At 39.5% G+C, this 4,929-nt stretch carries 3 protein-coding genes; 2 read left to right on the top strand and 1 reads right to left on the bottom strand.

Annotation, left to right across the window (positions count from 1 at the left end; translation table 11 throughout):
* Nucleotides 1-67 precede the first annotated feature (67 nt).
* Nucleotides 68-3,085, top strand: a complete 3,018-nt coding sequence (locus OH460_RS27170) for a M6 family metalloprotease domain-containing protein (RefSeq protein WP_270000172.1) — start codon at nucleotides 68-70, stop codon at nucleotides 3,083-3,085.
* Nucleotides 3,086-3,654: 569 nt separating this feature from the next.
* Nucleotides 3,655-4,539, top strand: coding sequence for a LysR family transcriptional regulator (locus OH460_RS27165; protein ID WP_116871393.1), 885 nt, complete (start codon nucleotides 3,655-3,657; stop codon nucleotides 4,537-4,539).
* Here the strand turns inward: OH460_RS27165 and OH460_RS27160 are convergent.
* The coding region (locus tag OH460_RS27160) for an A24 family peptidase (protein ID WP_270000171.1) at nucleotides 4,540-4,929 on the bottom strand (390 nt) is incomplete at its 5' end.

Genomic DNA, 4,929 nt, shown 5'->3' with positions numbered 1-4,929 from the left:
AAGTCGCGTTGCATTTAACGCATCAATTATCTCTTATTGAGAAAGAATTATTAATGGGATTATCCTAATGAGGACAAAACTAATTTGTACCTTCATAACAGCGTTATTAGCTGTTAGCACGGTACAAGCAAGCACTTTACCTGCACCAATTTGGCATACGATAACTTTTGTTGACGGCAGTTCTAAAGAACTGCGGTTAATGGGCTCTCAGCATATGTTTTGGTATCAAGACCAAACAGGTAGCCTCTATATCCAAGACTCTGACAGTCAATGGTATTTTGCTAGATATGAAAAGAATGAAGAAGAGCAAGGCAGAATAGTTTCCACTGGAGTTCTAGCTTCGAGTGAGACAGATGTACCTTCTGAATCTAATGTTAGGCATATAAAAATAGAGCCAACATACTTCAATGAGCTAATTCAATCACCCGCGGCTAACAACAAGAGGTTTAATTATATAAGGAACCAAAGTTCGCATGAAAGCCGAGCTTTAAATAATAAAACCATAGAGCAGCCATTATTAGTGGTACAGGTTAGCTTTTCAAACGAAAAAGTGGACCATGACTTTCAGTCGACGATATTTGGAGCCAATCAACAAAGCGTCCAAGATTACTTTCTAAAAAATAGCTACGGTAACTATAAAGTTGTTCCAGCGAAAGAGGGTGAAGGAACAAAGAATGACGGTGTCATTAATGTCACTCTAGATATTGAACACCCAAACTGCCACTCCAAATCAGAGCGTAATTGCCAAACTAAACTCAATAATGTGTTTGAAAAAGCGTATGAAGCCTTAGACGTGGATTTCAATCTTGCTCAATACGACTCGAACAATGACGGCAGCATCTCGCCTCAAGAACTCTCCGTTATGTTCGTCTTTGCGGGTAATGATAAATCTAGCGGTACACGAAAGACTCCAACGATTTGGCCTCATAAGTACGCTCACAGTACCGTCGAGATTGATGGAAAGCGAATCAGCGCTTATTGCTTGTTTGCTGATTATCAAGACGACCATCAGTCAACCATGGGAGTAATAGCGCATGAACTTGGGCATTTAATGTTGGGTTTGCCGGATCTTTACTCTTATAAACATGACGGCTCAATTGGACATTGGGGGTTGATGGGAGGCGGAAGCTGGGCAAGAAAGCCTAGCGACGAGTACGCAGGTCAGACTCCAGTAAACATGCTGGCATGGAGTAAAGAGGCGTCAGGTTTTCTTAAGCCAACCGTTCTTTCGGAGAATGGCCAGGTCCAAATTGACACTATTAAGGGAGAAAGTGTGATTCACCTTGACCCATACTTAAAGCAGTTTGGGCCTCGTGCTTATATAGAGAACCGACGCAAAACCGATTATGACCAAGCACTTCGTGGCGAAGGCTTGCTCATTACGGCGGTAAATATAGATAACCAGTTCAATAGTGATGGGCCGATGCAGGTTCAGATATTTCAGGCTGATGGCGATGGGCAACTCGAGAGTGGGTTTTCATCCGGTGACTCGGGCGATATTTTCCCCGGTAGAGAGACAGTGACGAATCTCTCTGATGATTCTGAACCATCTTTGACTGACATTACTGCGGGAAGAAGTACCGATGTAACTATCTCAAATATTATTAGCGATGCTGATAAGGCAACATTTTCGTTAGCTATTCCCAATGCGACCACTAAGTCGTCTTGGGTCACGTCATTTGGCCGAACTTATCCACGTTATAGTACAAATACAAACGTACTTGGGTTCGCCATTGACGTTGTTGAGGGGCGTGAGGATATCGTAGGGCTGCACTTCTACGCTAAGGCGACGAGTGTTGCTATGCCGATGTTTTATCGCCTAGTTGAATACCCGTTTCAATCAAGGTTTGGTAATGCCGTGATTAATGAAGCTGCTGGCCGTCTATTGCATCGAGGTGTTGCGCAGCAAGGTGGTGGGCAGATTATTTTTGATGAGCCTGTAAAGCTTGGACTTGGATCCAAGTTACTGGTGTTAGAAATTGAAAACGGGACACCTGAATATTCAACACAGTTTTTAGATGCTTACTTGGGTGACGGACAGAGGAAAACGCAATTCTTAGGCGCAATATCTGAGTATAAAACTCGAGGTTTGAGCCGTGGCTTCGGCCAAAACTTCCCTTTTGCGGTACTTTTTGAACAACCAAGCCAATCCAAGCCTATTGTGGTAGATGACTCTGTCGTTACGGAAGAAGACAGTCCGTTTATGCTCAACTTATTAGCCAATGACCTCAACTTGCCTAGATCTCACCCGTATTCAATTGAGATAGGTCGTAAGCCAGCTAAAGGTGTTATCAGAGGTATTACATATTTCCCCTCGAACAACCAGTTTGGACGAGATAGTTTTACTTATCGTCTTGTTGATGGTGATGGATACCAAAGTGATTACGCGACTGTTGAGGTTGAAATTAGGCCAGTTAATGATCTTCCCCAATTTAAGCTCAATAAGATTCAGGTTGGTGCTGTAGCTGGTGAGAAAGTGGTATTCGAAGTAACGACGATTACGGATGTTGATTCAGCTGAACATCAGGTCACTTGGACTCAGACAGAAGGTGCTAGATTAGCATTGAGTGGTACACAATCGAAAACATTGACTATACATGTACCAAACGGAGCGTTGGAAGGTGAAAAGTATCGGTTGAGTGTTAAGGTGGCGGACCCCGTAGGTGGATATGCCGAACAGTCGGTCACTATTGATGTGCGAAGAAAGAAGGCATTGTTGTTGGAAACGAAATCTCTACAAGTCAAATATGGTGATGAAGTCCAATTGTTTCCAAATATTAATGGTGAGGTGAAAGCGTTAAATATTCTTGAAGCCCCGCGTAATGGGATAGCTAATATAATCGATGCTCAGATTGTTTATAATGCGCCTGCAGAGCGCAGGCTGGCTTTATATGACAATATTAAATATAAGGTTTTATTGTCCGGCGGTGATGAGTGGGTTGGTTCTTTTGATATAGAAGTTTTGCCTAATGTTTCCAATGAATCAGAGGTGACATTGAATCAAGGAGAATCGTCAGGAGGCAGCTCATCATTGTCTATTCTTTTTATACTTTGTTTACTCTCTAGATTACGAACGAAACGTTGAAATAAAACCATAAAATAATTATGCATATACGAAAGGGCTATAGTTATCAGCCCTTTTTTTTTGCGCCTGACTTAACCTCATTTCAGAGTAAAAACAGCGTATTTTGTCGCATTTTCTGGAATTAAGTAATATTAATAGGTGTTTAGTTTCATTTGATGGCAATCTAGATCACAAATTTGAACAATCATTCTCTAGAGTGATTTTTGACCTGAAGTCTTATAAATGTCGACTTTTTGCATAAATTTCAAAGCTTTTGTAGCGCTTTAAGGTGGTGACTGCATACGTTTTGGTTATAATTGTGTTGATTGTCATTTGTCTGGAGGAGGTGTTCTGTAAGGGTCCAGGTGGACAAATGACAAATAAAATATGTTGTTTGTAAAAGCACATAAGGACTTGTGAATCAGTTGTTGTTGCAAAAAGATATCTGTATTTATTGAGATGCATATAAACATTATTTATGACTTTATAAATAATGTTTTTTTGTATCTCAATGGCACTATTGTTACTTTTACGCTGATTTTTAATAAGAATAATTAATAAAAGAACGCAACATCGGGGTAGTTTGCACCATGAAAAACGTCAACAGGTCTATCGACGTAAAATATTTAAGAACATTTTCACACGTTGCTAAGCACAAAAGTTTTACAGCTGCTGCTGAGTCTTTGTTTATGACACAGCCTGCTGTATCCCAGCACATTAAAAAGATCGAGAGTACAATAGGGGCAAGTATTTTTGACCGAAAAGAAGGATTTTTACTGACTAAACATGGAAAAGTATTACTGGATTATGCTGACCAAACCATGTCCATGTATGAAAGGTTATTTGAAGACCTAGAAAAAGTTGAACTACGAGATCAATTTAACATAGCGATCGCTGAGTCGTTTTGTTTCGATATGGTCAATCGAGTCATTAATGAATTTCGGATGCTGAACAACATCGACTTGTCCATAAACAGTTTTACTAAGTCTTCTTCGTTGGACCTGTCGCGTTATGACTTAATATTCACTATGGATAGAATTTCACAAGGAAACGGAAAATCTTATCAATTAAAAACGGTAAACTATGTGATCGCACATTCAAATTCACTTGACCCTTATGAGTGCTATCCACAGAGAGTTGTTTTCTGTAGCTCTTTGTCTAAGTCATATGTTCAAGAATTACTTAACAATTATAATATTGATTCGTCTCACGTAACGAGTTGGGTTAAAACAAGTTCATGCCAGTTGCTTAAAAATGAACTCGAGACCAATGGGACGGTTTTAATATTTCCTGAGTGGTCGGTATGTGATGAAAAGTGTAAGACAATCCCGTTACGTCAGAAAGTTAATATGTATGTCTGGTGCAGTGACGAAATTTCACAAGAACTAGAAACTTTAGGGATAAAAGATAAAATACAGCAAATTTTTCAGATTAGTGATATTTCCGAATCGGGAATAAAGCATAATATTATGTGACTAATTTGATAGTGTTGAAATTGTGCTGAAAATAAAACAACTTAAAGCAATGGGTATCCCATAAGGGATACCTTTTTTGTAGCTATTGAAACGCTTTATCTTACCGATTATATACATTATTAAAACTAACCCTCCTCCCATAAAACCTATAGAAATCAAGGTTGCAATGACTAAATCAGGTTGAATCCCAACGACCAATGCTGTCAGTAACTTAACATCGCCAGCACCGATTACCTTGAGGTACCAAAGTAAAACTCCAACAACGAAACACACAATAGAGATCGGCAGGGATGAAGCCAAATAACCGTTTGATAAGGCTACAACCAGGTTAACTACCAATGCAATTTTATTTAAGTTGTTTGGTATTTTCCTGTGTTTCCAATCAAAAAT

It is taken from the genome of Vibrio sp. Makdt, assembly GCF_027587015.1.
In the GTDB taxonomy this organism is placed as follows: Bacteria; Pseudomonadota; Gammaproteobacteria; order Enterobacterales; family Vibrionaceae; genus Vibrio; species Vibrio chagasii_B.
Note: the sequence above shows the minus strand (reverse complement) of the source record. Positions and strands in the feature narration are given on the sequence as shown.